The sequence below is a fragment of the Brevibacillus sp. HB1.3 genome, from assembly GCF_013186635.1.
GTDB lineage: Bacteria > Bacillota > Bacilli > Brevibacillales > Brevibacillaceae > Brevibacillus > Brevibacillus brevis_D.
In genome coordinates, this window is sequence record NZ_JABMIT010000011.1 from 124,927 (window position 1) to 150,820 (window position 25,894).

Annotated in this window: 26 protein-coding genes; 17 read left to right on the plus strand and 9 right to left on the minus strand. The window is 48.4% G+C overall.

Annotation, left to right across the window (positions count from 1 at the left end):
- Window positions 1–2: 2 nt before the first annotated feature.
- Window positions 3–932, minus strand: coding sequence for a DNA-3-methyladenine glycosylase family protein (locus HPY31_RS22835; protein ID WP_172142578.1), 930 nt, complete (start codon window positions 930–932; stop codon window positions 3–5).
- A 74-nt stretch (window positions 933–1,006) separates the two neighbouring features.
- The gene (locus tag HPY31_RS22840) at window positions 1,007–1,927 is read right to left on the minus strand and encodes a proline dehydrogenase family protein (RefSeq protein ID WP_016738921.1); all 921 of its coding nucleotides are present in this window, start codon (window positions 1,925–1,927) and stop codon (window positions 1,007–1,009) included.
- A 201-nt stretch (window positions 1,928–2,128) separates the two neighbouring features.
- On the opposite strand from HPY31_RS22840, the gene HPY31_RS22845 reads away from it, so the two are divergent.
- Genes HPY31_RS22845 through HPY31_RS22855 form a run of 3 tightly spaced genes read left to right on the plus strand, consistent with a single transcriptional unit; the run spans window position 2,129 to window position 6,303 of the window.
- The gene (locus tag HPY31_RS22845) at window positions 2,129–3,859 is read left to right on the plus strand and encodes a sigma-54 interaction domain-containing protein (protein ID WP_172142579.1); all 1,731 of its coding nucleotides are present in this window, start codon (window positions 2,129–2,131) and stop codon (window positions 3,857–3,859) included.
- Complete coding sequence (locus tag HPY31_RS22850) at window positions 3,850–4,989, plus strand: winged helix-turn-helix domain-containing protein (protein ID WP_172142580.1); 1,140 nt, start codon at window positions 3,850–3,852, stop codon at window positions 4,987–4,989. Before HPY31_RS22845 ends, HPY31_RS22850 begins: the two co-directional genes overlap by 10 nt.
- Window positions 4,990–5,046: 57 nt before the next feature.
- Window positions 5,047–6,303 (plus strand): MFS transporter, encoded by a 1,257-nt coding sequence (locus HPY31_RS22855; protein ID WP_172142581.1) that lies wholly within the window; start codon window positions 5,047–5,049, stop codon window positions 6,301–6,303.
- A gap of 506 nt (window positions 6,304–6,809) precedes the next feature.
- On the opposite strand, the gene HPY31_RS22860 is transcribed toward HPY31_RS22855, so the two are convergent.
- Window positions 6,810–7,430, minus strand: coding sequence for a PilZ domain-containing protein (locus tag HPY31_RS22860; RefSeq protein ID WP_012684654.1), 621 nt, complete (start codon window positions 7,428–7,430; stop codon window positions 6,810–6,812).
- 119 nt (window positions 7,431–7,549) lie between these two features.
- Between HPY31_RS22860 and HPY31_RS22865 the strand changes: the two genes are divergently transcribed.
- On the plus strand, window positions 7,550–7,723 hold the full coding sequence (locus HPY31_RS22865; RefSeq protein WP_007722723.1) for a YlaF family protein: 174 nt from the start codon (window positions 7,550–7,552) through the stop codon (window positions 7,721–7,723).
- 11 nt (window positions 7,724–7,734) lie between these two features.
- Here the strand turns inward: HPY31_RS22865 and HPY31_RS22870 are convergent, their stop codons facing one another.
- The 3 genes from HPY31_RS22870 to HPY31_RS22880 form a co-directional block, all read right to left on the minus strand.
- Complete coding sequence (locus HPY31_RS22870; protein ID WP_172142582.1) at window positions 7,735–8,790, minus strand: tetraprenyl-beta-curcumene synthase family protein; 1,056 nt, start codon at window positions 8,788–8,790, stop codon at window positions 7,735–7,737.
- Between the two features lie 122 nt (window positions 8,791–8,912).
- Window positions 8,913–9,851 carry a response regulator gene (locus HPY31_RS22875; RefSeq protein WP_172142583.1) on the minus strand — a complete coding sequence of 313 codons (939 nt, stop codon included), beginning with the start codon at window positions 9,849–9,851 and terminating at the stop codon, window positions 8,913–8,915.
- A 4-nt stretch (window positions 9,852–9,855) separates the two neighbouring features.
- A complete protein-coding gene (locus HPY31_RS22880; protein ID WP_172142584.1) occupies window positions 9,856–11,139 on the minus strand; it encodes a sensor histidine kinase in 1,284 nt (427 codons plus the stop codon).
- Window positions 11,140–11,305: 166 nt separating this feature from the next.
- On the opposite strand from HPY31_RS22880, the gene HPY31_RS22885 reads away from it, so the two are divergent.
- From HPY31_RS22885 to HPY31_RS22895, 3 genes are read left to right on the plus strand one after another with little or no spacing between them, the layout of a single operon-like run.
- Window positions 11,306–12,313, plus strand: a complete 1,008-nt coding sequence (locus HPY31_RS22885; RefSeq protein WP_172142585.1) for a TAXI family TRAP transporter solute-binding subunit — start codon at window positions 11,306–11,308, stop codon at window positions 12,311–12,313.
- 6 nt (window positions 12,314–12,319) lie between these two features.
- Complete coding sequence (locus tag HPY31_RS22890; protein ID WP_172142586.1) at window positions 12,320–12,853, plus strand: DUF1850 domain-containing protein; 534 nt, start codon at window positions 12,320–12,322, stop codon at window positions 12,851–12,853.
- Window positions 12,854–14,800 carry a TRAP transporter permease gene (locus HPY31_RS22895; protein WP_172142587.1) on the plus strand — a complete coding sequence of 649 codons (1,947 nt, stop codon included), beginning with the start codon at window positions 12,854–12,856 and terminating at the stop codon, window positions 14,798–14,800. It abuts the gene before it with no gap.
- A 72-nt stretch (window positions 14,801–14,872) separates the two neighbouring features.
- Here HPY31_RS22895 and HPY31_RS22900 read toward each other — a convergent pair whose 3' ends face one another.
- On the minus strand, window positions 14,873–15,793 hold the full coding sequence (locus tag HPY31_RS22900) for a CvfB family protein (RefSeq protein WP_172142588.1): 921 nt from the start codon (window positions 15,791–15,793) through the stop codon (window positions 14,873–14,875).
- Between the two features lie 190 nt (window positions 15,794–15,983).
- On the opposite strand from HPY31_RS22900, the gene HPY31_RS22905 reads away from it, so the two are divergent.
- Window positions 15,984–16,763 carry an undecaprenyl-diphosphate phosphatase gene (locus HPY31_RS22905; protein ID WP_172142589.1) on the plus strand — a complete coding sequence of 260 codons (780 nt, stop codon included), beginning with the start codon at window positions 15,984–15,986 and terminating at the stop codon, window positions 16,761–16,763.
- Between the two features lie 33 nt (window positions 16,764–16,796).
- Here the strand turns inward: HPY31_RS22905 and HPY31_RS22910 are convergent, their stop codons facing one another.
- Both HPY31_RS22910 and HPY31_RS22915 read right to left on the minus strand, forming a co-directional pair.
- Window positions 16,797–16,973 carry a hypothetical protein gene (locus HPY31_RS22910; RefSeq protein WP_235617619.1) on the minus strand — a complete coding sequence of 59 codons (177 nt, stop codon included), beginning with the start codon at window positions 16,971–16,973 and terminating at the stop codon, window positions 16,797–16,799.
- Between the two features lie 94 nt (window positions 16,974–17,067).
- Window positions 17,068–17,427, minus strand: coding sequence for a toprim domain-containing protein (locus HPY31_RS22915; RefSeq protein ID WP_172142590.1), 360 nt, complete (start codon window positions 17,425–17,427; stop codon window positions 17,068–17,070).
- Window positions 17,428–17,561: 134 nt separating this feature from the next.
- Between HPY31_RS22915 and HPY31_RS22920 the strand changes: the two genes are divergently transcribed.
- The 9 genes from HPY31_RS22920 to HPY31_RS22960 all read left to right on the plus strand — a co-directional run bounded on the left by HPY31_RS22920 (window position 17,562) and on the right by HPY31_RS22960 (window position 25,894).
- Window positions 17,562–17,720 carry a hypothetical protein gene (locus HPY31_RS22920; protein ID WP_016738908.1) on the plus strand — a complete coding sequence of 53 codons (159 nt, stop codon included), beginning with the start codon at window positions 17,562–17,564 and terminating at the stop codon, window positions 17,718–17,720.
- Window positions 17,721–17,768: 48 nt separating this feature from the next.
- Window positions 17,769–18,059, plus strand: coding sequence for an ArsR/SmtB family transcription factor (locus HPY31_RS22925; protein WP_016738907.1), 291 nt, complete (start codon window positions 17,769–17,771; stop codon window positions 18,057–18,059).
- A 76-nt stretch (window positions 18,060–18,135) separates the two neighbouring features.
- Window positions 18,136–19,311, plus strand: a complete 1,176-nt coding sequence (locus HPY31_RS22930) for an MFS transporter (RefSeq protein WP_172142591.1) — start codon at window positions 18,136–18,138, stop codon at window positions 19,309–19,311.
- Window positions 19,312–19,390: 79 nt separating this feature from the next.
- The gene (locus HPY31_RS22935; protein ID WP_172142592.1) at window positions 19,391–20,629 is read left to right on the plus strand and encodes an MFS transporter; all 1,239 of its coding nucleotides are present in this window, start codon (window positions 19,391–19,393) and stop codon (window positions 20,627–20,629) included.
- Window positions 20,630–20,754: 125 nt separating this feature from the next.
- Window positions 20,755–22,089 (plus strand): ammonium transporter, encoded by a 1,335-nt coding sequence (locus HPY31_RS22940; protein WP_172142593.1) that lies wholly within the window; start codon window positions 20,755–20,757, stop codon window positions 22,087–22,089.
- Window positions 22,090–22,138: 49 nt separating this feature from the next.
- A complete protein-coding gene (locus HPY31_RS22945) occupies window positions 22,139–23,152 on the plus strand; it encodes a DUF294 nucleotidyltransferase-like domain-containing protein (protein ID WP_172142658.1) in 1,014 nt (337 codons plus the stop codon).
- A gap of 11 nt (window positions 23,153–23,163) precedes the next feature.
- Window positions 23,164–23,871, plus strand: a complete 708-nt coding sequence (locus tag HPY31_RS22950) for a 3'-5' exonuclease (protein WP_172142594.1) — start codon at window positions 23,164–23,166, stop codon at window positions 23,869–23,871.
- 54 nt (window positions 23,872–23,925) lie between these two features.
- Window positions 23,926–24,417, plus strand: coding sequence for a GNAT family N-acetyltransferase (locus tag HPY31_RS22955; RefSeq protein WP_172142595.1), 492 nt, complete (start codon window positions 23,926–23,928; stop codon window positions 24,415–24,417).
- Between the two features lie 223 nt (window positions 24,418–24,640).
- Window positions 24,641–25,894 (plus strand): MDR family MFS transporter, encoded by a 1,254-nt coding sequence (locus tag HPY31_RS22960; RefSeq protein ID WP_172142596.1) that lies wholly within the window; start codon window positions 24,641–24,643, stop codon window positions 25,892–25,894.

Here is a 25,894-nt window from a genome sequence, read left to right on the forward strand (position 1 = left end):
TCTTACAGGTCAAACATCTCTTTTCTCTTGATCGCCCCCACAGCTTCCCATACGTACAGACAATAGATACTGCGCCATGGAGCCCACTTTTCCCCTAGCTTGCGAATGTCATTTTCATTTGGCTTCGTTTTCATTCCATAAAGGTGCACAATTCCATTTCGCAAACCGATGTCAGCAGCGGGCAACAAGTCTGGACGCCCCATTCCAAACATGAGTAGGCACTCTACTGTCCACCGCCCAATTCCTCGTAGCGAAGTGAGGTACGTAATGATTTCCTCGTCACCCATTGTCCATAGTCTTTCCAAATCTACCGTTTCATTCACAATGGCTCGGGCGAAATCGATAATATACTCTGCTTTTCGTTGACTAAATTGCAGAGAGCGCAAATCCTCCACAGTCAATCTCGCTACCGAGTCAGGTGTCGGAAAAGCGATAATGCCCTCGCCGTTTTGGTTTTCTACTGGGTCGCCTGTAAGTGTAACCAGCCGCTCGGTCAAATTGGCTGCAAAGGTCAGATTGATCTGCTGCCCGATGATCGTTTTGACCATACATTGAAACAAATCAGTATCCAGCATAGGACGAAGACCGCGAAACCGCTCAGTCAGGATGGCGAGCTCACTCTCCTCCCTCATCTGCTCGTAAATAACGGATAGCTCCAAATCGGCACTAAAAGTACGGCGGATCATTTTTTCTAGCAGCTGCTGGTCTGATGTGGACAAAATTGCCTGTGTCTCGTAGCGCAGTGCCGGTTCTTCTAAGCTACCCATAAATTGTATATGGACCAGAACAGGGCGTAAGCCTATACGAAAGACGCGCTGTAGGCTATTTTTTTCTTGATTCACACGTATCTGCGTATCTGGATGTGTCTCTAGACGCCGAAGCAACCGGTCAAAAGAATATGGAGGAGTAAGCGAAATAATCCAACAATTCACAAGACTCTCACCTTTCCAGATAAAATAAAAACCTCCGGAGAATCTCCGAAGGTGTCAAGTATACTTCGCAAAACTTATTTCGTAAACATCCCTTTGAGAACAAATTTTACGTTTGCTGGACTTTCTGCCAAACGGCGCATGAAATATCCGTACCAGTCGTTTCCGTACGGTACATAAACACGCATTTTATAGCCTTCGCGAGCCAAGTCAATTTGAGACTGCGTACGAATACCATACAACATTTGGAATTCAAACTGTGTGCGCGGGATGCTGTGTTCCTTTTCCAGCTTTTTCACAAAATCAATGATGTTGTCATCATGAGTTGCCACAGCAGCGTACCCGCCATTCAACAGATGCTGCTTGATGATTTTTTTGTAGTTCTCATCTACATCTGGCTTGTTCGGGTAAGCGACTTCTGGAGACTCCTTGTATGCTCCTTTTACGAGACGGAAGTTCACTTTTTTGTCCTTCAAGCTGTCGATATCGTCCGATGCTTTGTAGAGATACGCCTGTATAACGGTTCCGACGTTGTCGTACTCTTGCAGTAATTCGTTCAAAATCTCCATGGTCACCTGATTGTGTGCGTAGTCCTCCATGTCGATACGAACGAAAATGTTTCCGTTTTTCTTAGCCGAATCCAAAATGCGTCTCATGTTGTCCATGCAAAGCTCGCGGCTGATATCCAGACCAAGCGAAGTCATTTTCAACGAAAGATTGCAATCGACACCAGATTGGTGGATCGCTTCCAGCGTCTTGATGCAATAGTCAGCAGATTCGTTTGCTTCCTCTACGCTGAACACGAATTCGCCCAAGTGGTCCAGCGTGCATACCAGACCTTGCTGGTTCAGCTTGCGTACGGCGTTGATTGCCTCCGCGATTGTTTGACCAGATACAAAGCGGCTCGCTCCAAAGCGCAGACCCCACTTTTTTGCGGCAGAATTTAAGGTTTTGTTTTTGGATAAAAATAGAAAGAAATCCTTCATCGCTTGTTCCATCGTTGACTGTCTCCTCCTCAACGTACTCTGTCCACTTCTACAAGCATGAATCGTGCCAACTATTTCACGTAAGCGCTATCGTGATGTCAATCCGACACATTTAACACATATGTACATTACGTGTCTATTCTTGTACACTTCTGATTAGATGTACAACAGGAACCATTCCTTTCCCTGTTAGTTTAGATAAGAGGTGACGATTTGAAACCGTTATTTTCGTTGGACAGTACGCTCTCTTCCTTTGCGATTCCGATTCCACCTGATATTGTCAAAATACGCACAGGAGAAACTGTGGGTGAATGGGTGGATAAAGAACGAAAGGGCAGAGTAGTCGTCGTCGCTTCTACAACTACGCTCGAACAATCCATTAGCCACATTCTCGCTGGCTCAGCTGTTTCCGATCTGCCAGCAATCGTTATCGTAGATGAACATGGCACTCCGACGGGAATGGTCGAGCCATATCAGCTCATGACTGCCTTTGTCGTGTTGACCCAAAATCAGTCTGCCCTGCTCCGTACCTTGATGGATACGATGAGTGAGGCTGTCACCATCGTAGACTCCCGCAATGTCGTCCAACACTGGAATCGGGCAGCAGAAACAATTTATGAAATCGATCGCGCTCAAGTGGTCGGAACCTCGCTCGATGAGCACTTCGCGAGTGAATCGATACGCCTGCTTGATGCGCTGCGCCAAGGGACATCTGTTCAACGTGTGTACCACATTCCTCGTCCTGATAGTCATGTACTTATTAATGCCGCACCGATTCGCCGTGAGGGTGAGATTATCGGCGCGATTTCCATCGAACAGGATATTACCGAGCTGGTTCGTCTTAATGAAGAATTAGCACATACGACGGCCCATCTCCATAATTTGCAGCAAGAGATGAGTCGGTTTCAGGCAGCAGACGATCCTTTTTACGCAATCAAAGGTCATTCCGCCTCGATTCAATCCGCTATTGGTTCCGCTAAAAAAGTGGCGCAGACGGATGCGACTGTGCTGATTTATGGAGAAAGCGGCGTTGGGAAAGAGCTGTTTGCCCAAGCCATTCATCAGGCAAGTCGCCGACATGAGAAGCCTTTTATTGCGATCAACTGCGGTGCCATTCCTGCTGCACTGTTCGAAAGTGAGCTGTTTGGTTATCAGGGCGGTGCTTTTACCGGAGCCGAGAAAAAAGGCAAGCCTGGCAAGCTGGAGCTGGCGCATGGCGGGACGCTTTTCCTCGATGAAATAGGAGAACTGCCGCTAGAATTACAGGTCAAGCTACTTCGTGCCTTACAGGAACGACAGTTTTACCGTGTAGGCGGAACAGAACCAATCACCGTCAATACACGCATCGTAGCGGCGACAAACAGACAACTGGAGCAAATGGTTGCAGACGGTCGTTTTCGCGAGGACCTGTATTATCGGCTGAACGTCTTTTCTCTGGAAATCCCGCCACTGCGCGAACGACGTGAGGATTTGCCAGAGCTCGTGCAAATTTTCATTCATGAGTATTCCGTGGCCCATGACCAATCCGTACCACGCATCTCTCCCGAAGTCATGCAAGCGTTGTTCGAATACACGTGGCCTGGGAACATCCGACAGCTTCGCAATGTCATTGAACGTCTGTCGATCCTGCAAGAAAACGGCGTCATTTTGCCCGAGCATCTGCCGTCTGTCATTCGCAGTCACACAGAACCCACACACGTCTCTCTGCACACGCCGATGGGGGGAACGTATGCACCGCCGACTACGACACCGCCGTCCATCATCCGTCCGTCGATTGCGTACCCTTCTTCACCTGCGAACGAAAAGGAACGCATTCTGGCAGCGTTGGAGCGCACATACGGCAACAAAAAAGCAGCAGCCGAGCTGCTCGGCGTATCTCGTGGCACCCTTTACAATAAAATGAAGAAGTTCAATATAAATGAGGAGTCTTTCAAATGGGATTGATAACATGGTCGGATGATACGTATCAAATCCATTATGCTGGGGAAACGATTGTCCTTTTGCCAAAGGAATACGCCTTGTTTCAATATCTGTACACATGGAAAAACCGGGCCTTTTCAAGGAGTGATTTGCTAGATCGCGTCTGGCCGCTGGAAGAGCCTACTGACCGTACTGTCGACGATCACATATACCGCTTGCGGAAAAAACTGCAAAAGTGGTCTCATCTGCTCACGATTGATACGGTCAGAGGAGTCGGCTATCGGCTTACACTAAAAGAGCAGCCATCGCCTAGTCCATCCGTATTAACCAGTGATTTCTCAGAAAACATCCAGAGGATGCTAACCACCTACCACGGCATGGGTATGGGGGCTGCTTTGCAGACACTCTATGCGAATCAGCAAGTGCTTGGCTTCCAGATGGACTCTTTTTATGCTACCTATTTGCGGTTTGTTGGCGGTGACTTCGGCTGGTTTGTCGAGGATAAAACTCCCCTCTCCGACAAGCTGTTTTATTTGTTTCATTTATACTATATGACAGAAATTGACTCGCAAAAAACATTAGAAATTTTACAATGGGCCCAGAAAAACGCGAAAAGTATGCCTAAAAATTATCAGGATGAGATGCAAATCACCGCAATCTGTGTCTACGCCCAAGCCAAAGAATGGGAACGAGCAAAAAAACAGCTGCTTCCTGCCAGGGAGGTTGTTGAGCGAGTCAATTCACCCGGCTTTCAACTCTTTTTTCAAGCGGAAGAAGCCCTCTTGTATCTGCTCATGGGTGAGGTTGAAGAGGCTGAGAAGGTCATTCAACGCTCTGAGGAGATCTTGCAAGAACTCCCTATGCAGCGTGAACTCGGCAGCTTTACTATTACGCGCGGTCTTTGTCTGTACCATCGACAGGAGCTTGCCAAGGCGCGCCGCTTGGTCGATGAAGGTCTGGAGGTCTTACGAAGCACTAAGTTCGTCCCCCATCTCATTTATGGCGCAAAAATGATCTTGCTGTTCTTGAAAGACTTCGGCTACGACCGAGAATGGGAGCGCAAATACCAGAAAATCTGGACAGAATTATCCGAAGAGTATCAGTTCGACTACTTGCAGAAAAAAATTCGTGCCATCCTCTCATCCACTATCTGATATTCCTCTGACAAATCCCTTTTATCATCGAGTTAACAGATCGATGGAGGGATTTTTTTGTTAAAAGAAAATAGAACGTTTCGCACGCTGTTCGTTTCTTACGGACTGTCTACGCTTGGCGATTGGTTTGATTTTATAGCGGTATCCATCCTGTTGGGGTTTGTGTGGAAGGTTGATCCGATGACGATGGCCCTCCTGCCTGTTGCCTATGCAGCTCCAAGCATTTTGCTCGGCCAGTTTGCCGGGGTACTTGCAGACCGTGTGAACAAGGTTCGGATGATCATGTCCATGAATATGTTGCAGGCTACTTTCACTCTGCTCCTGCTTGTCATGCCGAATCCGTTCTGGTTCCTGGTAGTCATTGCCCTGCGTTCAGGTGCTTCTGTCTTCAACGATCCAGCTCAACAGACCTTGACGCGTCAAATTGTACCTGAAAATCAATTGTTACAAGCCTCTGCCTTGAATGGAGCCGTATACCAGATGGGGAAATTGATCGGTCCACTTGCCGGAGGATTGGTAGCGGCCGTTTTTGCACCCGCCATTTGTCTGATGATTAATGCTTCGACATTTCTTCTCTCTACTGGATTTCTGTTCACGATACGTAAAGTGGAGAAAACGTTGTCTCGTCCATCCGTAGAAGAACAGCCTCTCCCTTACCGTCAAGCATGGCAAGAGGGCTGGCGGATCTTTTTGCAAAACCGTGTCCTGTTGTACAGCACGATCTTCGCAATCATTACCTCGTTGGCGATTCAATTGGCGGATACACAGTTTCCCGTGATCTTCCGCGAGAAGCTACCCGACAACCCCGAAATGCTCGGGTTTACAGTCAGTGTCATTGGATTAGGTGCACTTGCCACGGTCACCTGGCTCCATCGCTTAAAAGAAATTCGTTCCTATGGATGGGTACTGGGCGGTGGCGTTTTGCTCATCGGAATTAGTTTTTCGTGGATTGGATTTTTCCAGCCGGGTGATGGTATGTATTGGCTGCTGATTCCTGCTTTATTGGCTGGAGTCGGAACGGGTCTGACTTCGGTCGGAGCCAATTATCTGGTACAAAAAGAAAGCCCCCCGCAAGCACTCGGCCGCGTGAGAGGAATTATCGATTCATTGACGAGCGCCACTTTCATTATTGCTCCGTTGCTCGGAGGCGTCATTATGACCATCTGGGGTCCAAACACCGCTTTTTTATGGGTCGGAACGTTAATCGCTTCGATTGGCGGAGGCGCTGTCCTCTTACAGCGCTGGATTTGGGGGAAACGAACAAAAGACGTGACTGTCTCGACAGCTACAGCTGGATCGGAACGAGCCGGATAATTTTATCGTCCCCTTCCCTGATAAGTAGCATCTAGGTGCCCATGTCGTATTACCGCTTTGCAGGAGGGGGTTTTCATCCCCTCTTTTTGCTGTTCACCAGAAATGACCGGCCTGTCGTAACATAGGGACAATGAGTCGGACCGATTTGATTTATCACAGAGGTCTTTCCGTTTTTCTTTATCTTTCTTCTTTTGATGCCTTTCAAATGTTGACTGAAGCCGCGTAGGAAGAAGCGGATTTCCAGTCCAAGCGCCTCTGGAGCCCTACTCAGCTACGGAATGAATGACGGGGGTTTTCAGCCTCAACCTCTGATATGTCATCCTCGAACCTCTACTTTTGAGGCGCTCCCGACATTCATTCCGTAGCGGACCGCCCCCGCCTCCCGGCAGGGCGTAGGCCGAAGAGTAGACTGGAAATCCGCTTCTTCCCTCCCCTACAGCCCCTCCAACTCACCACCAAAAAGGCAAAAAAAAATTGGTCCCCATTGAACCAATTAACGAAAAGACCTACTCGATTTTCACTTGTCTTCGTTCCTCGATTTGTCGATGCAAAATGTACTTTCGCAAATTGTGAAAATGACGGGCATTGATTCCTTTGATCGTACAGCCGTAAAAATAATTCGGTCCCTCTATTCGCTCATGAATGATAACCAAATCAGTTTTTACTACCCCGTCCGGGCGATTGCGACCATACAATTCAAAGGAAAAGACAATATGCTGATCCGCGGGAATCTGTTTGTCTGAGCGGAATGCCAAGCCTCCCAGGCTCAAGTTCACCAAGTACACCATTTGACTATAGACGGAAAAAAATGAGTCTGGCTCCTGCGTCGGATACTGGATCCAACCCTTAACCTCCATGTCGAAACGGGGATAGCGTCTGCGCTGCTCCCGAAACTCAGCAGCTGTTGGAGAGTGGAACAAAAATAAGCGATTTTTGTCTTTAGCCACGACTACGGCTTCAAACGTATTGATTGTTTCATAGTCAGCCGTCAATAGACAGGGGAGCTGATCCCCTACTGTGACATCCAATGGGCTGGGAAATACGGCTTCGATCAAGTCCCCTTCTTCATAGGTAACATGACCTTCTATCACTCGATTCCCTTTTCTAATTTGTATTATGCTTTCCATCTGCGTTCTCCACCACTTCGCACAAATATATTACCGGGATTTCCGAAATCTTTACCTGGATGCTTTTCGCGGAAAATAAGGTATAATGGGAACATTGACAGATAGGAGGTTACAGACCGATGAATCGTTATCAATTGGTAACACTGGCTTTGGCATTTTTGGTAACCGCCTGTCTCATCGGAGTTGGCATTGCCATTGGGGAAAAAAGCCCCCTCGGTATCCTTGGCTGTATCGTTGTTGCCTTCTCGTTGATGGGATTTGGCTTTTCGTACAAGCGCAAGCATATGCGCTAACCTCTTCTCCGTTATCGCCGTACAAGTAAACTGTTCACATAAAACAGGACAGAGGGCAAGCCCTTTGCCTGCTTCAGCAGTTGTCTAGCGATAGTATAAATGTGTGGCTGGCTCCGATTTACCTTGCGATCCGCGAGATAAAACGCGACTAGCCCGTCCACGATCATACGGTGAAATGCAGGATTTGGCAAGCGTTTAACGCTTGCCTTTGCTTGTTTTATGAAAAGCTTCAAGCGTTCAGTCGCTATCCGTTCCGAATCGTAATAGCTCACGAAGTTTAAATCTCCGCCCATTTTATCTTCTTCCAGGTCAATTAAATAGTCCAATAAAATATGTAACCCGCACAGCCACGGAAAGTAAGCCTCACTTACTGTTTGTATTTGCTCTTCCCCTACATCAGGATCAGTCGCCAAGCAAAAAAGAGCGAATATCCCGATAGTCGAGCCTGTGACAGCCGCAAATTCTTGCCAGTGCAATTCGTGATAGCGTTCTTTGTACTGATCCCACCACGTCAACAGGTGATCCTCGCGCAAATGGGGAGCAATGTGCTTATATACTTGCAAATCGCTATACAAACAAGAAAACTCGAGTATCTTTGCCTGGATTTTTTCATAGGCTGGCAATTGTGCGACATGCTGTTGACAGGTCTGAACCAGCCCAGCCAAAAAGCCGCCGTCATCCTTATCCTCACGGTATAAATAATAGTCTCGTAAGGGCGCACCTGGTGTCAATGCATCCTGCATCGACATGTGAAGCTGACGGAAGTCTTGCGGATCTAGTGACGTGCTGCGGTCACACAGATTATCCAAGTAGTCGCTGATTGTTTGGTAGGCGACAATCAGCGGAACAATTGTCTCTACATGCGGGATGACCTGTGCTGCATAGACACATCCCCCTTGGCAGTGAAACTTTTTGGAGTCCATGCTGTCTTGTGCCTGTTTTCTCAGCTCGGGATTGGGAATCGCCTGCGCTCTTTTATACCAGGCCGCAAACTCCCGCTCCAGAACAGGTTGCACATGACGATAGACTCGGTAAAGAAGCTGCCATGGATTACGAAGTTCGCTCACTTTCTTCCCTCCCAAAACAAATGTAAAACGGAGGCATTCCAAAGCTTTTACCAGCTTACATCGAAGCCCTCGCTCATGACCAATAGAAATATCTTATCACATTTGGATGCCCACTCCAAAAATCAGCACTGAAATACACCAATTCGCCTTTTTGACTCCATGTAGAGCACAAAAATAAACTTCTTGGTATTGATACGCGTAGAAGAGATCGTCGTTTCCATTTGATTCTCCAGCTCCAGCATGCGTTTTCGCACCTCGGTAAAATCGAAGAATGTGGTCGCGTAGCTCTCGAATTTAGGATGACTGTAGTCGGTCAGCCCGAGGGAAGCCAGATGGGTTAATGCCTGATAAATGGCTCTGCGTACCCGCTGCTCAGCGGCCTTCGTTTCCTTTTGGATCAGGACAGTCACTCCCTTCCCCAGCTTGCGGGCAGCAGTCGCCCAAAAAATATCGCGTAAAGGAGGAAGATTCACTTCTCCATCCCTTTCCTTCTCCCAGCGATACAGCCACTCCATCATGTCGAGTAAATCTTTGCTGCCTTTTTCACTAATCATCCCCAGTTCGGTCAAGAGAAACCGTGCAGAAGATAAGATGCCCTTTTCAGGATACGATGCATCTTTTGATGGAGCTGCCGTCACGTTAATCGTGCCGGACAAGACGGAAAGGGACCGTTGGATACCCTCGATGGATTGCTGTAGCAATATGCGTTCCCGTACCTTTTGCAGAACACTGATGACCTCTAGGCGATTCACCGGTTTGGTCACGTAGTATTCGATCCCTGTCGCATACGCCTCAGCGATCATCTCCTTCGTTTCGATTTGCGAGATCATGACAACTTTTCCGGTAAAACGCCTCAAATGGCGCACTGTTTCAATGCCATCTCGATTCGGCATTAAAAGATCGATCAACAAAATGTCTACTTGCTTCCAATTCAAAAAATCGTGGTCAATTTGTGAGCCATCCTCTGCTTCCCCACATACCTCTCCCAAATCAGCATCCTCAATCATTTGACCGAGCATGAATCGAATCGCAGGATCGTCGTCCACAATGAAGTAGCGCATGAGGTCACCCTTTCTGAATCAGAGTTGCGATTGGCAAGCGAATGCGAAATTGTGTCGTTTGTCCGCATGAGTCCTCGGATAAATCAATTATTCCTTGGAGACTGTCTGTCATTTCCTTTACGTATGAAAGTCCGATCCCCGTGGAAGGTCTACCGGATACGTCGTATTTGGTCGTGAATCCAGGCATGAACAAGAGCTCTTTATCCTTCACCACAATGCCTGGACCATCATCGGTTACGACAAAATGAAGCCACCCCTGACTCTCATCAATCGAAGCCACGATCGATACCATCCCTCGGTCGCGGATCGCTTCGACACTGTTGCCGACCAGATTGTTGATGAGTGAGAGTGTCGTGTAAATGTGGCAAGCGAGATACGGCACCTCCACATTCGTTTCAAACTGGATGTCCTTCTCCAACAGTCTCGCGTACTTTCGTTGTCCCTGAACAATGATCCCTATCAATTCGCCCAGTGGCATATAGTCTCGATCATTCTCGTCAGAAATCAGCTTGGAAAGACCAGCATATATGCGTTGATTGTCCTTTTTCACTTCATGCACTTGTCCGGCAAGGGATAGCAGCCGCTTCGCGTAACGCTTGCTCGTCCCATTCTTTTGTTCCACCTCGTTCATCTCGCGATACAGCTCATAGCAGCTGCGTGTGATTTCCTCAACCTGATGCAACGTCTTTTTTAGGTGAACAGATTCCTCGTACAAATTGGAAATGAGCAAAAACATCTGCTCGTTTCGATTACGCTGTTGCTTTTCCATCCATTTCGCCTGACGCAGCTGAATCATATTGAAAAAACTGAGGACAAAAAAACTGCGTATCAATGCAATCACAGCAATCGGCCCTACAACCTCCAACTGAAAGACTCCCTCCCAGGACACCGCACGGAAGGACAGCTCTACCAAATTCGCTGCTATTTCTGCGACTGTCCCCAACAGCCCCACCCAAAGCGGTCGATGATGTAGCGTATTAACGCGAAAGAGCGAGAATAGACAAGCAAAGGCAGCATAATAGCAAAATGCGGGGAAGTGCATCTGAAAAGAAGCCAGAAGCGAAAAGACATCCTCATACAAGAAATCCAAGACTATTCGAAATAGAACGACAATTGATCCGGTTACGACCCCTGCCAAGAAAGAAGGACGCAGCCACAATAAAAAAAAGAAAAAAGCCGTTGTACCAAAGCTAATCCGAAACTCATCCTGAAACGGGTGAAATTTGAGCTCTCCGGCAATCGGGACAGCAATGAGCATAAGCAGCAGAATTGAAATCTTCTCTCTCATAAATTGTTGCCCGCACTTTCTCATATGTAATTATTCAAAAACCGTTAACGTTTATTTCTTAGTTTACTATATTTTTCTATAGAATTTTGTAGTTTTTTATAGACCTCCCCTTACAATGCCAAAGAAAGCCGTATAAACAGAATTTTTAGACGAAGGGGGAATTATCTTGAAGAAGCGTCATTTTCTTCTCTCGCTTACACTGCTTCTGTCCATGTCGCTCATGACGGCATGTGGAGGTGGCGGGAACTCTGCTCAAGGGGGGGCAGGTGGAGGCAGCTCCAGCTCGGGAGGAAGCGCCGATCCCTCCCAACTCATTATTGCAACAGGCGGTACAGGAGGCACCTATTTCCCACTCGGCGGCGGCATGGCTGACCATATTACGAAAAACGCCGGGATCACTGCTACAGCCCAAGCCACAGGTGCTTCAGCAGAAAACATTCGCCTCATTCGCGATAAAAAGGCGGACATCGCCTTCACGCAAAACGACATTGCCGAGTATGCGTCAAAGGGAACGAACATGTTCCAGCAAGACGGTAAAATTGATTCCTTCCAAGCATTGGGCGCACTCTACGATGAGACTATCCAAATCGTCGTCTCTGCTGACAGCAATATTAAAAGTGTTGCCGATTTGAAAGATAAGCGCGTATCTGTAGGCGCTCCGGGAAGCGGGACGGAAGTGAACGCCCAGCAAATTTTGGAAGCATACGGGATGACCTTTGAAGATACGAAGCTCCAGCGTCTCTCCTTTGCTGACTCCGCCAAAGCCATTCAGGACGGGCAATTGGATGCCGCCTTCCAAACGGCTGGTACGCCTACCGCAGCAATCACGGAGCTGGCAGCGACAACTGGTGTAAAAATCATTCCGATTGACGCAGACAAAATCGATGCAATCATCGCCAAATACCCTTACTACGTGAAAACAACAGTCCCTGCCCATACGTACCAAACTGTTCCAGAAGAAGTGACAACCGTCTCCGTCAAATCGATGCTCTTGATTCGCTCCGATCTCAGTGAAGACCTCGTGTACAAAGTAACAAAGGCGATCTTTGAGAACAGCGACAAGCTCGGCCACGCCAAAGCCAAGGAAATCAAGCTGGAGAACGTGAAGAACGGCGTCAGCATCCCTGTTCACCCGGGGGCACAAAAATACTTCGTCGAAAAAGGCGTGAAGTAAAGCCAAATGTTTTTTATTCATGCAGTAACAAAAGGAAGAGGGCGGACGTTGTTCCGCCTTTTCTCCTTCTTTCTTCTCATCACTGTCTTTTATGTAGGCATCTCCACTCCGCTATTTCCCGCTCTGGTTATCCGGGATACACAGTCAAATCAAGTAGTTTGGAGTGCCAATATCCAGAATGAAGCAGCCTTTGGCATCCGCTGGACTCATTCCATTCATGGCTCCACAATCGAGGAGCAATACCGGATTGTAGACGGTCAAATTATTTTGTCGGAGATGAGCTTTCACGACTACGGTATCGGCATGGAAAATGAATTGGCTCCTGGCGAAGAGCTGGTTCTGGCTGATGGACGGTTCCTCATTCGCAATATGCAGCGGTCTTTTCCTGCCCTCCGGCTGTTTATCGGGCAAGTACGTGCTAATCATACGTTGCTTTTCGCTGGACAGGATATTCCGTTGAGCCTGATCGACAAGCCGGGAGAAGCCATCACGATTCAGGCAGAAAAGCGATCTATTCTGAGCGAGTTAGGAGGTTACTAGATGAGTACAACAACGAATATGAACCAGCAAGAGATGGATAAGCTGATCGCGCAATACGACAAAGAATCAGCCACACGCCAGCTCGCGGGTCCCATGAAGTGGATCTCTTTTGGTCTACTTGTCCTCTTCTCCCTGTACCAATTATCCAGCACGCTTTTCTTCACGCTGCCTCCCCAGATTCACCGCCCGATCCACTTAGCCTTCGGGCTTGCCCTAGTCTATCTGCTGTATGCGGGAACCTCCAAAGGCAAGCATAACAAAATCGGGATCGTGAACATGATTCTCGCTCTGTTAGGTGTCTCCGTCTCACTCTATTGGGTCATTGACTACGAGGGACTTGTGACCCGAACAGGCAACTATACGACGCTGGATATGGTTGTCGGCGGTATCGCTGTCTTGCTTGTCCTCGAGGCTGCACGACGAGTCGTCGGGATTCCAATTGCTCTCATCGCCACCGTTTTTCTTTTATACACCTACTTCGGACCTTACATGCCAGGCTTTTTGGAGCATCGCGGCAGTGATGTCGAGCGGATTATCGGACACAGCTACTACACGCTGGAGGGGATTCTCGGTACTCCGCTCGCCGTTTCCTCTACCTTTATCTTTTTGTTTGTGCTGTTTGGTGCGTTTCTCGAAAAAACAGGCGTCGGTGAATATTTTAACGATTTGTCGCTGGTCATTGCTGGTAGACGTATCGGCGGTCCGGCGAAGGTAGCCGTTTTTTCCAGCGCCCTACAAGGAACGATTAGCGGCAGCTCTGTTGCCAATGTTGTTACCTCTGGTGCTTTTACCATCCCGATGATGAAGCGGCTCGGCTATCGCTCCGAATTTGCCGCTGCGGTGGAAGCCTCATCCTCTACCGGGGGACAAATCATGCCGCCAGTCATGGGAGCGGCTGCCTTTTTGATGGCAGAGTTCATCGGTGTTCCTTACTTGGAAATCGCCAAATCAGCGATTCTTCCTGCGATTTTATTTTTCGTAGGGATCTGGATTATGACGCATTTTGAAGCGAAGCGACTCGGATTACGCGGACTCTCGAAGGAAGAACTGCCTGACAAAAAAGAAGTTTTGAAAAAAATGTACCTGCTCCTTCCCATCGTGATCATTATTACAGCCTTGATGATGAACATATCAGCCGAGCGCTCCGCGATTATCGGTATTGTCTCTACGATTGTCGTAGGAGCCTTCCGAAAAGAAACCCGCATGTCTATTGCTGATATTGTTGCAGCGCTTGCCTCGGGTGCCAAAATGGCTCTTGGCGTCGTCGCTGCAACTGCGTGTGCCGGAATCATTGTTGGTACGATTACGTTGACAGGGATTGGGTTGAAGCTGGCAAATGGTCTGATTGATCTGGCGGGCGGCCAGCTTTTGCTTACGTTGTTCTTTACCATGATTGCATCGCTCATTTTGGGAATGGGAACGCCAACAACGGCGAACTACATTATCACTTCGACCATCGCGGCTCCAGCGCTCATTCAATTGGGCGTTCCTGCTATCGCGGCTCACATGTTTACCTTCTACTTCGGAATCGTCGCAGACATCACTCCGCCAGTTGCGCTTGCTGCCTTTGCCGCATCAGGCATTGCCAAATCAAAGCCGATCCAGACAGGTGTAGAATCAACGCGGCTATCGATCGCCGCTTTTATGGCTCCTTATATTTTCGTCATCTCGCCAGCTCTGCTGCTCATTAATACCACCTTGCTGGAATCGATCTGGGTCATGCTAACATCTATAATTGGGATGATCGGTGTGGGAGCAGGATTGATCGGGTACTGGATGTCCAAGCTAAACGTACTGGAGCGAATCCTGGCCATTGCGGGTGGCGTGCTCGCGGTCATCCCCGGAATTGAAACGGATATCGCCGGAATTATTTTGATCGCACTCGTATATTCCCTGTCGTATTACAAAGCCCGTAAGCAAAAGCAATCTGTACAAACGACACTGTAAAAAACAAAAACCCTCCCAAGCATTCGTTTCCTGTTTTCAGGAAGCTCTTTTACCCAGGAGGGTTTTCTTCATTTATTCTTCTTGTTCGCTTCGAATAATTTTGGTCCAGCCGTCTACTTGCTCCACGCGGCGTTCCTTCATCAGCTTGCCGAGTGCTCGCTTGAAGCTGGACTTGCTCATTTGGAATTTTTCTCGGATGACATCCGCTTCTGTCGAATCAGTATAAGGCATCGCCCCGTCACGATTGATCAAATAGCGCAGCAGCTTGTCCGCATCTTCGCCATACTGTACTTCCTTGCGCTCTTTCATGGAACCGTTCAGACGGCCATCCTCACGTACAAAGCTAATGCGGCAGCGCACCGTTTGTCCGAGGCGCAGACGCCCCACCATTTCATCACGATGAATGAAAAGGATATGCTCGTCCTCCGTCAACAGGAATGCACCTGCTTGAATCACTTTGTAGACCGTACCCTCGACAGATTTGTTTTTCATACTCTCATCTGCCATTGCTGCGATCTTGACGATTTCGTTTTCAGTGACCGGCTTGGCCAAGAGTCTGCCGAGCTTGTCTTGCTTCAGCGCTACCAGCATTTGATCCTTGGGACGCGGCCACTCATCGCTATGCTTGGGCAGGTCATCGATGAATAAGAGGAGATCCTTGTTAATGCCGTTGTCCAGGAAAACACCCATACGCGGAGAAATGTCCACTACCTCTAGCCAGCCGTATTCACCCATGCCGACATGAGGCATGTCCATGGTCGCAGCCAATCGGTTTTCATGATCATGGTACAAAAACACTTCGACCTCATCATCGATATGTAAATGCTCGTGAGCTTCATTGGCATGGAGAAACACCTCGTCCTTGCCATCGCTCAAAAAATAGCCGATTTCTGTTTTACGCGCTACCTTCAGGGTAAGCGTCATCCCTGCCGCCAAATTGCCGTTCTGAATGATTTGGGGCTCACGCTTTTCACGCATTTGTCTTTTGTACATATGTATTTTTTCCTCGCTCTCTACCTTTGTGCACACTAACTATACCCATCCCCCGCAAGAAAATACCACAACTTTTTTCTAACAAAATAACGATGCCCAACGAAATAGGCAAGTCTTCCATTCACGGACATACATATGACAATAAGACTGGCTTGGCCCTACTTTTTCTAGACTGGAGTGACTCTTGCCTATGCTGTTGTTACTTGAACATATTTTTCTCGGCATTGTACAAGGCTTGACTGAATTTTTACCGATATCCAGCACGGGTCATCTCGTTTTGTTTCGCAAAATGTTTGGTATGCAGGAGGTCGGCCTTTTATTTGACACGATGCTTCATTTCGGTACGCTGATCGCTGTCGTTATCGTCTTTTGGCCACAGGTTCGTTTTATCATCATGAATCCGATGAGCAAGCTGACAAAGCTATTGGTCGTAGGTACAATCCCTACAGCAGTGATCGGACTTGCCTTTGAAGATTATTTTGAAGAAATCTCGCAATCAGGCATTACGATCGGGTGGGAATTTCTTGCGACAGGTGCAATCCTCTGGGCCGTGGAGTCCATGCGCCGTGGAAATCGGCGATTCGAGGAAATTAACTATACAGACGCCCTGATCATCGGGACACTGCAAGGTGCTGCGATCCTGCCTGCTATTTCCCGCTCTGGGCTGACGATTGCCGGCGCTCTCCTACGCGGGATCGACCGTGCTGACGCTGCGCGCTTTTCGTTTTTAATATCCTTGCCAGCGATTCTGGGTGCTTGTGTCCTGCAAACAGCCAAGCTCGTAGAAACACCGCTCGAAACAGCTTTATTGATCCCGATGCTCGTGGGCACCATGTTTGCCGGACTTGCTGGATATGTTGCCATTCGCTGGATGCTTACGATCATCAGTACAGGCTCGATGAAGGGCTTCGCCATCTACGTCTGGGTATTGGGTGGGTTCATTTTACTCATGCAGTTCTTGGGCTGGTAACGTAAAAAAAGCCGGCTGCTTGCTCGCCGGCTTTCATCTGCTTTCTTCCTTGTCTGGATAACGGCTAGCAATTAATTTGCCTACCAATAAAATAACGCCGTAGAACGCAGTTGCCAAAAGCGAGGTAGCCAGCCACGTCGCCGTCCCCAGTACCAGATAGAGCGCAGCATGAGCAACAAAGATACCCACCAGCCACACCATAATGTTCATTCGATTAAAAAATGTCATCAAACTACGCAATTACCTTGCACCTCCACCATTCCATTTACTACTGTTATAGCCGATGAAACGGTGTTTTATCCCCTTACCGCTCTCCAAGATCAGGATGAGGCACAATAACCGAAAAACCTGCTCGCTCCAAAATTTCTGCCAGTACCGAAAGAGGCGTGTCGGCAACCTCTCTGTACATTTTCGGCGTATGCAGATGGATCGCATCAGGAAAATCTTCACTTAAATGCGTTCGCAATTTTTTCCCGCTGTCGTCTTCATCAGTAAATAGGTATATCTCATCTGCATCTGCTGCTTCCGTTTGGGCGAGCAGCTTCTCCCCTTTTTCCAAGCTGTAGGAACCGTATGTACAAAGAATCGTGACAGGCTCAGCCAGCACCCGAAGCAAACGTTCTTTGTCTGTCTTCCCCTCCACGATCATGACACACCCTGCCATCCGCTCCCATCCTTCCTGACGCACCCTTTTTCTTTAGTATACCTCAACTGCCGTCTAGGAAAATGAGGATGACTACTGCCCCGCAAAACAAGACATCTTAAGTAAGCATCCATTAGTAAATAGGGGGTAGTCATATGTCCAAATTCAAAAGCGCCAAAAACCTGAATCAAAAAGGATTAGCCGTAGCAGGGCTAACCAGCAGTACCGTTGCAGATGATACGCATACCGAAGACAACCAAGGCGCTTCCTATCAGCACCAACACAACAATGAAAATAGGAAGAATCAAAAATAAAGGAATGAAATGGTTGCCTGGATAGCATTTCCTTAGTAAGATAGTTTTATGAATATTGAACAACTTGAACTCACCGAAAAACGAATCAAGATTTTTAAAGCGTTGGCAGATGAGACAAGGCTATCCATTTTAAAGGCCTTATATCATTCCAGCAACGAGCTAAGTTGTACAGAAGTGGGCTTTACCTGTGATACTTCCAAGTCCAATGCCTCCTATCATTTCAAGACACTTCGAGAGGCAGGACTGATCAAAGTCAGAAAGGAGGGGCAAACACGGTACATGCGCATTTATAAAGAGACATTTGATCAAATTTTGCCTGGCTTTTTAGATACCTTATAATTGGTATCCTTTTTTTGCTCATTAGTTCAAAAGTTATTTAACTATAGAATTACAAAACAAAGAGGAGAGTTTTATTATGGAGCGCCTATTTTTGATGATCTTTTTCTTCACCATGTTTTTGATCGGTACGAATACATTTATCATTAGCCCACTGCTACCAACCTTGCGAGAGTTATATCACGTATCCACTAACCAGGCAGCTTGGCTGATCGGAACCTATGCTCTCGGATTTGCTTTAGCCGCTTTAATCGCCGGCCCGCTATCTGATAATCGAAATAGGAAACATGTGATGGCAGTCGGTATGCTCGGATTTGCTCTTTCCACACTTGCATGCGCCTTTGCACCTAGTTTCACCGCGATGCTTTTCTTTCGCTTTCTTGCCGGGATATGCTCTGCCTTTATCGGTCCGCAGGTGTGGGCTGCCATTCCTGTTTTGTTTCCCCCTGCTCGTATCGGAAAAGCTATGGGGGTTGTCATGGCAGGTCTTTCGGTTTCCCAAGTGATCGGTGTGCCTATCGGCAGTTTTCTGTCAGCTTATCATTGGTCGTTTCCTTTTTTGGCTGTAGGAATTGCATCTCTCGGAGCTTTTGTACTCATCATCCGAAAACTTCCTGATCTATTGCCTCCTACCTCTATAGCCGGACTTGGAACCACCACCGCTATTTTTGCACGTTACAAGGATCTGTTGCGACTGCCACAAGCTTCACGCAGCTTTATCGGCTATTTCGTTTTCATGACGGGTGTCTATGCAGTCTTTTCATTTTATGGCGTATGGCTTTCTGATCAATATCAGCAATCCGTTACCGAAATTGGCTTGATCACTCTCGTTATCGGGCTTGGCAACACCGTTGGCAGCTTACTCAGCGGATGGTTACTCGAGCGCTGGAAGAGAAGTACGCTTTTGACCGTTGGGTTTCTGGGCAGCGCCCTGCTCTATCTTGTTTTGCCTTACATACCGGGAATCGGCCTTTTGCAGGTTGTCCTCTTCTTCATGTACTGCTTCGGCGGTGTACTCGTGCCTGTCCTGATGGGTTACTTGCAATCATTGTCCGACACCTCGCGCGGTACCATATCGAGCTTGGCTAACGCTTGCATGTACATAGGAACTTTCATTGCCTCTTCTTTTGCAGGCAGTTTGTATTCGATTTTTGGTTTCGTGGGGGTCAGCACCTTCGCCACCTTCACTTTTCTGATCGCCTATTTTCTCTTTGTTTGGAAGACAGGTAAATCACATGTAACCGTTCAAGCTTGAGTCCTTTACTTTCCCTCTTCGCCTTGCTACGCTATGGTCAAATTCATTATATCGCAGTCAGCAGAACGGAGAGGGTTAGATGGATTCGCCTTCATCTTTATGGAAAAATGGGTCGTTTCTCAAGCTATGGCTAGCACAATTGATGGCCAACATTGGAGATCAGTGCTACAGCTTTGCCTTGCTCTGGTATTTGCTTCAAGCAACGAAATCAGGGACGGTGCTCAGTCTCCTCGCCATTCCGGAGATGGTTGCCGGCCTGCTGTTTTTCCTCATTAGTGGCGTACTTGCGGACCGATACAGTCCACGCCTGCTTATGGTTGTGGCTATCCTCTCACGGATTGCCGTGGTGATCGTCGTTGGCTTCCTTACAGTGATGGGAATCGAGCAGTTTTCGTATTTTCTTATAGCCCAATTTGGGTTAGGATTGTTCTCCAGTCTGTTCCAACCTGCCCGGACTGTGGCGATCAAATCAGCAGTTCCCGTGGACCAGCTAGGACAGGCAAACGCCATTTTGGATACAACCATGCGAACAGTTCGAATTATTGCGCCAATGACAATCGGGCTTGTCGCCTCTTTCTTGCCACTTTCCACCTTGTTTTTTATCAACGCAGGCAGTTATCTCATCTCGGTATTCTTTCTTCATGCACTTCGCCTCTCTAAGACCGATCATTTTCCTGTCAAAATGACACCTCGCCAGTACATCCGTGATATTACCTCAGGGGTACAAGAATTGAAGCGAAATCGAACATTGCTGTTGGTCCTACTCTTTGGCAACATGGGCTTTCTCATTTGGCAGGTCACGTATACGGTGGGCTACCCCTTTTTAGCCGAACGCATGCAACAAGGCAACGGAAGTATATTAGCCATCCTGTTTGGTTTTTATGGAATCGGAAATTTGCTGGGGAGTCTGTACATGACCCGGACGAGTTCTACTCGCTATTTGTTTCTCATTTTAATCGGGTGGTCTTTTCAGGCATGCGGGTCCTTTTTACTCATGATGGGAGGGAGTGCTTCCTGGACTGCTTTCCTCGGAGCTGCCGTCTCAGGAATAGGGGGACCGCTCATCGGAATTCCTACGGTGACTGCGATTCAAATGAAGGCATCCAGCAACAGTACAGGCAAGATATTCGCAATCAATTTGCTTGTGCTCACCTTCTTTTCGACGTTGTCCAGCAGCCTCGGTGCAATCTGGCTGGGCAAATGGCCCGTTGAGCAGCTTTTCCTCGTCAGTGGACTATTCCTCGCTGTCATGAGCTTCACTGGCTTCCTGATTGAAAAGCGAGCATTAACCAAACAACACCAATCCTCCTCCGCTTAAGACGGACGGATTGGTGTTTTCTCATTATTTGCAAAAAAACAATTGCATCCGAAATTTTCATGTCATATAATCTGACATAAATAAAATTAGTGTCAGATTATATGACACAGAAAAGAGGTGGATGGATGGAACCTACTGTCGCAAGTCTCTCGTCTGCCATTGACGCCACATGGGTCATGGTCTCGGCCATTCTGGTCATCCTCATGCAAGTTGGATTCGCCCTGCTGGAAGCTGGTTCTACTCGCATGAAAAACGCCGGTCACGTCGCAGGCAAAACGGTCCTTACCTTCGGAATCTGCTCAATTGCCTTTTGGGCGTTTGGCTTTGGTCTGACGTTTGGAGACGGCAACTCTTTCATCGGACTTACCGGATTCTTTTTTGACGGTATGCAAAAAGACGCTTTCTCCGCTTTTTCCGCTGCAACTGTTCCTATCTCGATTCTCTTCCTCTTTCAGCTCGCTTTTGCAGCCGTTTCACTCGCGATCGCCTGGGGTGGTTTTGCAGAACGCGCCAAGCTGTCCATTTATTTTCTGTTCAGCGTACTGTTTACTGTCCTCATCTACCCTGTCGTCGGTCATTGGGTATGGGGCGGTGGTTGGTTGGCACAGCTCGGGATGCAAGACTTCGCTGGTTCTACGGTTGTCCATCTCCAAGGCGCCATCGTCGCACTTGTCGCCACTATCCTTTTGAAACCTCGCATTGGAAAATACAATCGCGATGGCAGCTCCAACCTGATTCCTGGTCACAACCAAGTCTACTCAGTCCTAGGTGTCCTGTTTCTTTGGATCGGCTGGTTCGGCTTTAATGCTGGCTCCACGCTCGGTAGCACATCTGGATTTTTCGGCTATATCGCTGTCACTACCAATCTCGCTACCGCAGCGGGCGCTGTCGCCGCTCTTGCTATCTCCTGGATCGTCATGGGGAAAGCAGATATTCCAAGCATGCTCAACGGCGTCCTCGCAGCTCTCGTCGCGATTACGGCATCCTGCGCCTTTGTCGATCCGTGGGCAGCTGTCGTGATCGGTTCTGTGTCAGGTATTCTCACATTTTATACATCCATTTGGTTTGACCGAATGGGGATTGATGATCCTGTCTTTGCTTTTTCCGTGCATGGGGTGGCTGGTATATGGGGAACGTTGTCCACGGGCTTATTCGCTACCCCGGAGCTTGTCGAAAAGGTCGGCGTAGGCGCTCCTGGGCTGTTTTATGGCGGCGGTCTGCATCAGTTAGGGGTACAGGCGTTAGGCTTGGCTGGCTCTGCGCTCTACGTTTTCGTAGTAGCCTTTATCATTTTGTATGTGTTAAAAGTAACCATTGGCCTGCGAGTCACTGAAGAGGAAGAGGTGATTGGTCTTGACCTTAGCGAACACGGGGGATACGGCTATCCCGAACTGCTCCAGCCTGAACGCGCACGACCGACTGGATCTACCCAAAGCAGCGCCTCTCACTCTCTCACCTGAACAAGTGGAAAAAATACGGAATGTTGACTCCTTTAACGAGCTGGCCTTATTGCGACGCGAATTGTTGGACCTTTCCCCGTTACGTTCATTAAATCGCGCAGGGGAATTGGCCTCCTTTTCCATCGTCGTCAATCTAATTCATGATAGTCTTATCCGACAAGGGGTGCTCCTCGCTGTGAACGACCTTGCCAAAAGAGGCTTGGGCACCCCTCCCGTCCCCTTTGCCTTTCTGCAATTCGGCAGTGGCGGCCGATCTGAGCAAGCACTCATCAGCGATCAGGATAACGGTCTCGTCTATCAACTACCAGATCATCTCGGCGAACAGGACACAGAAAAAATACATGGCTACTTTCAGTTACTGGGGGCCACGATCGTTGCTGGTTTGGAGGTAGCTGGCTATCCTCCCTGCCAAGGGAACGTCACTTGCCTCTCCCGAAAATGGCGAGGCAGCACTGAACAATGGCTGGATCAAATCGACAGATGGGTCTCTCACCCCATCTGGGAAAACACCCGTTATTTACTGCTCGCAAGTGATGTGCGTGTCCTATGGGGCGAATCGGCTATTTTTACTCCCGTCCATGACCGTTTCCGTCAATTGCTTGCAGGAAACGACTTCTTGCTGAATCGACTGGTGAGCAATACGCTGCATTATCGGGTGCCGCTCGGAATCTTCGGCAGAGTTTTACCTGAAGTCCATGGTCGCTTCCGCGGCGCCATCAATGTGAAGTACGGTATCTATTTGCCACTGGTGAATTGCGTACGGCATTTTGCCTTGGCACATGGCATCCTTTCCAGCTCTACCTTGGAGCGACTGGATCTACTCGGCGAAAAAGGCGTTTGGAGCAAAAGCTTTTGTGACGAGGTAGCAGCGTACTTCCGTCAAGTTCAAGGTCTGCGACTGATCGCTCCCCTCCATTGGGAAGATGGACAATACACAAGCAATAGCTATATCAAACTAGGGGAGCTTTCTCCTGACACCCAAGTGATGGTGCGACAGTCGATGAAGCTGGCGATCCGCCTGCAAAAAATGACCGAAAAGCTCCCGTCCATTTTTGGGGGATAGGAGGAGATTACGTGGCAAAATGGGACTTATTCGCTCGCATTTGGCATATGAACCGCGACATGCCAGGTATTGCAGATGATAAACAACACATCGCCTATTTGCGCTCCATCTCCAAAGCGAATAAACCAGTCGATTCCTGTGCCGACATCCCTCTACAAGATCTGGAGGTTGTCGTCGTCGATCTGGAAACCACCGGTTTTTATCCCGATCACAGGGACGCGATTATATCGATGGGAGCAGTCGCCATGAGAGGAGAACACCTTCTCCTCGGCGATTCTTTTTATACCTTGGTCAATCCCGGGCGGGCGATTCCTCCACACATCCGCTCTCTCACCGGGATCACCGACGATATGGTTGCCGATGCTCCTCCGCTATTTGAGGCTTTGTCCCGTTTTTTTCAATTCGTTGGAGATCGTCCGCTCGTTGCCCATCATTCTCGCCATGAGCGTGAATTTTTGCGATCTGGGCTTTGGAAAACGAGCCGGCGTCCGTTTACCCATCGTATGCTGGATACCATGCTGCTCATCCGATTGTTGAATAATCCGATTGGCAACGGCTCGCTGGACGCCCTCTGTGCAGCACACGACATCCCGATCTCACGCAGGCATCACGCTTACTGTGACGCAGTTGCCGCTGGAACGCTCTGGGCGAAGTATTTGGTAAAAGCACAATCCCAGGGATTTACAAGCCTGCGGCAGGTTTACGAAGCCGTACGCTAGAATTCGTTCGAATCGTTCAATAAGTCCTACCAACCAACATGAGGAGAGAATATTATGCTACAGATCAGAGACGCAGTTCGGAGTGACCTGCCCGCTATGCTCGCTATTTACAACTACGCAGTGGAAAATCTGGTTGCGACATTTGACTTGGAGTCACAGACCTTGGCCCAGCGTGAAGTGTGGTTTCACAAGCATGGTGGCAGACATCCGATCATCGTCGCCGAATACGAAGGGAATGTGATCGGATATTGCAGTCTGTCCGTTTTCCGTGAGAAGCCCGCCTATCAAAAATCAACGGAACTGTCTATTTACATCGCCCCTGATCAAAGCGGGAAAGGTGTCGGTACTACCTTGATGAGTGCGATTCTGGAGCGCGCTAGACAACTCGAATACCACACAATCGTGAGCGGAATCGTAGGTGGCAATGACGCCAGCGTGAAGCTGCACGAGAAGTTCGGGTTTACATTGGCAGGGAGGTTTCAAGAGGTGGGATTCAAGTTCGGAGAGTGGCACGATGTTCATTTTTATCAATGGATGGTCAAGTAACAAAATACGAAAAGCCGACACCCCTTTACACAGGAAGTGTCGGCTTATTTGTTTTGCAAGAAGCGTATACCTAAAAGTGGCACATCTTAAGTCAGGGTCTAATCCCTTAGCCCTTATGATATTAGTGTAACCGACGGATGATTATAAGTCTATATCTTTTTGAAAATTTGCACTAAAGTAGGTGTACCTGGCCAGGGAATCAAAAACAGGAGGTAACCCTGCTGTGCAATGGCTGTCATGGGATCTGAACCTGAAGACTAGATTGATCGGCGAGACCCTTTTCAACCTATTATTTTGGATGTACTTTCCCTTTCTTACCCTCCACTTTAGTGATACCTTTGGCAAAAATGTTGCCGGGTTACTCATGACAGTGCCACCGATTATGAGTATGATCGGCAATCTTTTTGGCGGCTATTTGGCTGATCGATTTGGTCGTCGATATGTCATGCTGTCAGGAGCCTTTTGGCAGGCAGGCATGTTTGTCCTGTTTGCCTTCTCCCTCTCTTCTTGGATCGATTATCTTGCGTTTATTGGAATCGGGATTGGCAAAGCGGTATACAGCCCGGCGAGTTCTGCGATGGTCGCTGATCTCACCTCCGAAAAAGACAGACGCAGAGTCTTCGCTACCTTCGTTACAGCCATGAACATCGGCGCTGTATTGGGACCCGCTCTGGGGGCCATCTTTTTCTTCCAATACCGCAGTGAGCTGCTGTGGACTTGTGCGCTTGTCACTTTTCTGTATTCGATTGCGATCTGGTTCAATGTGAGAGAGACACTGCCAAAGTCCGTAAAAAGCTCTGTCGCCTCTATCCATTTCCCTTCCGTTATGAAGGAGCAGTGGCAGAGCTACACCGTCATTCTACGCGACAATGCTTTTGCTATCTATATTCTCGCAGGCATGCTAATAACGATCGCAATCGTGCAGCTCGATTTATTTTTGGCGGTCTATGTAAAAGAATTCGTCCCAGCGCAGACACTGCTTTCGTGGAATGCCTGGTCGCTCTCGCTTAGCAGTACGGAGATTTTCGGATGGATGCTGGGAATAAGCGGCCTTCTGTTTGTTCTGTGCGCCCTGCCTGTTACCAAATGGTTTGAGAACTGGAGCGACCGGAATATCTTCCTCTTCTCCTCCTTGCTGTTTGGCATGGGCATGTTTTTGGTAGGTTTCACGACGAATGCATGGCTGTTGTTCGGATGCGTGGTTGTCTTTACAGTTGGGGAAGTGATGCGAACTCCGGTCGAGCAGAGCTTCGTCAGCAAATACGCACCTGAACATGCACGCGGACAGTACATGGGTGCCGCTAACCTGCAGTACTCGCTTGGTCGCTTCCTCGCTCCCGTAACCGTCATTCTTTCGGAGTGGATCATGCCGATTGGCGTTTTTGGGTTTATCTTGTTCTGCTCTCTGTTGAGTGCCATTCTTTATGTGAAGCTATTCCACATCGTTCAGACACGCGAGTCCTCTCATTACAACTAA

Coding starts and splice junctions, on each gene's coding strand:
- HPY31_RS22915 (WP_172142590.1), bottom strand. CDS start 17,427: ATGGCAGGGTGTGTCATGATCGTGGAGGGGAAGACAGACAAAGAACGT.
- HPY31_RS22840 (WP_016738921.1), bottom strand. CDS start 1,927: ATGGAACAAGCGATGAAGGATTTCTTTCTATTTTTATCCAAAAACAAA.
- HPY31_RS22865 (WP_007722723.1), top strand. CDS start 7,550: ATGAATCGTTATCAATTGGTAACACTGGCTTTGGCATTTTTGGTAACC.
- HPY31_RS22930 (WP_172142591.1), top strand. CDS start 18,136: ATGGAGCGCCTATTTTTGATGATCTTTTTCTTCACCATGTTTTTGATC.
- HPY31_RS22900 (WP_172142588.1), bottom strand. CDS start 15,793: ATGTACAAAAGACAAATGCGTGAAAAGCGTGAGCCCCAAATCATTCAG.
- HPY31_RS22875 (WP_172142583.1), bottom strand. CDS start 9,851: ATGCGCTACTTCATTGTGGACGACGATCCTGCGATTCGATTCATGCTC.
- HPY31_RS22905 (WP_172142589.1), top strand. CDS start 15,984: ATGCTGTTGTTACTTGAACATATTTTTCTCGGCATTGTACAAGGCTTG.
- HPY31_RS22850 (WP_172142580.1), top strand. CDS start 3,850: ATGGGATTGATAACATGGTCGGATGATACGTATCAAATCCATTATGCT.
- HPY31_RS22935 (WP_172142592.1), top strand. CDS start 19,391: ATGGATTCGCCTTCATCTTTATGGAAAAATGGGTCGTTTCTCAAGCTA.
- HPY31_RS22895 (WP_172142587.1), top strand. CDS start 12,854: ATGAGTACAACAACGAATATGAACCAGCAAGAGATGGATAAGCTGATC.
- HPY31_RS22920 (WP_016738908.1), top strand. CDS start 17,562: ATGTCCAAATTCAAAAGCGCCAAAAACCTGAATCAAAAAGGATTAGCC.
- HPY31_RS22860 (WP_012684654.1), bottom strand. CDS start 7,430: ATGGAAAGCATAATACAAATTAGAAAAGGGAATCGAGTGATAGAAGGT.
- HPY31_RS22925 (WP_016738907.1), top strand. CDS start 17,769: ATGAATATTGAACAACTTGAACTCACCGAAAAACGAATCAAGATTTTT.
- HPY31_RS22880 (WP_172142584.1), bottom strand. CDS start 11,139: ATGAGAGAGAAGATTTCAATTCTGCTGCTTATGCTCATTGCTGTCCCG.
- HPY31_RS22910 (WP_235617619.1), bottom strand. CDS start 16,973: ATGAACATTATGGTGTGGCTGGTGGGTATCTTTGTTGCTCATGCTGCG.
- HPY31_RS22890 (WP_172142586.1), top strand. CDS start 12,320: ATGTTTTTTATTCATGCAGTAACAAAAGGAAGAGGGCGGACGTTGTTC.
- HPY31_RS22940 (WP_172142593.1), top strand. CDS start 20,755: ATGGAACCTACTGTCGCAAGTCTCTCGTCTGCCATTGACGCCACATGG.
- HPY31_RS22955 (WP_172142595.1), top strand. CDS start 23,926: ATGCTACAGATCAGAGACGCAGTTCGGAGTGACCTGCCCGCTATGCTC.